Genomic DNA, 1096 nt, shown 5'->3' with positions numbered 1-1096 from the left:
CCCGGCGCGCATCTGCACCAGCACGTCCGTCCCCCCGGCGAGAAAGCGCGTCACCCCCGGGGCGGAGGTCGCGATGGACGCCGCGGCCTCGAATGACGATGGCTTGTGATATCGCATGCGAAATCCCTGTTGGTTTGCGCCGTTCGCAAGGCGCCGCCGCGGGCCCTCAGGCCCCGGCGCCGAATTCCCTGGCGTGCAGCCAGTCGGCATGGCGCGGCGCGCGCCTGGTGCGGCTCCATTCCTCGAGCATGTCCCATTTCACCGCGTCGAGCTTCTGCATCGCCGCCGCCCGGTCCGGGTCGGGCGCGGCGAGCTCGATCCGGTGGCCGTTGGGATCGAAGAAATAGATGGAATGGAAGATGCTGTGATCGGTGACCCCGAGCACCTCGATCCCGTTCGCCTCGAGATGCGCCTTGTACTCCAGCAGCGTCGCCCGGTCCTTCACCTGGAAGGCGATGTGCTGGACCCAGGCGGGGGTGTTCTCGTCCCGGCCCATATCGGGCTTGGTCGGCAGCTCGAAGAAGGCGAGCACGTTGCCGTCGCCGGCGTCGAGGAACAGGTGCATGTAGGGATCGGGCTCATGGGTCGAGGGCGCCTGGTCCTCGGCGATGGCGAGCACGAAATCCATGTTGAGCATCGTGGTGTAGAACGCGGCCCCCTCCTTCGCATCGCGGCAGCGATAGGCGACGTGGTGGATCTTCTCGATCTTCATGTCCGGTCCTCCTCCGACCTTCGGTCCCGGGGCATCCCTCCCGCCGGGCCTGAACGTGTTTAGTATTGGAGAACAAATTAGGCGAAGGGAAATTGTGGCGCCTGCAACGAAAAGGGGCGGCCCGCCCGCGCGCCGCCCCTTGTTCCCCCTGGAACCCTCGCCCCGCCCGCGGCGGGACCCGCCACCCATCCGGGGCGCCGCCCGCCGACCACCCGAAGGCGGGTTCGGCCACCCGTCCGGGGCTCCGCCCGCTGATGGCCCGAAGGCCCCACTGGGGCCTTCGCCCGCCAAAGGCGGGTTCGGCCATCCGTCCGGGGCTCCGCCCGCTGATGGCCCGAAGGCCCCACTGGGGCCTTCGCCCGCCAAAGGCGGGTTCGGCCATCC

The 1096-nt window shown here is 69.1% G+C and carries 1 protein-coding gene; it reads right to left on the bottom strand.

Annotation, left to right across the window (positions count from 1 at the left end; genetic code table 11):
• Nucleotides 1-166: 166 nt before the first annotated feature.
• The gene (locus ACQ5SO_RS21330; RefSeq protein WP_430943669.1) at nucleotides 167-712 is read right to left on the bottom strand and encodes a VOC family protein; all 546 of its coding nucleotides are present in this window, start codon (nucleotides 710-712) and stop codon (nucleotides 167-169) included.
• Nucleotides 713-1096: the final 384 nt, after the last annotated feature.

Origin of the sequence: Rhodovulum sp. DZ06 (assembly GCF_050586345.1) — a bacterium.
Lineage (GTDB): Bacteria > Pseudomonadota > Alphaproteobacteria > Rhodobacterales > Rhodobacteraceae > JBOCEF01.
The sequence above is the reverse complement of the archived record's forward strand: the minus strand, read 5'-3'. Positions and strand labels throughout refer to the sequence as shown.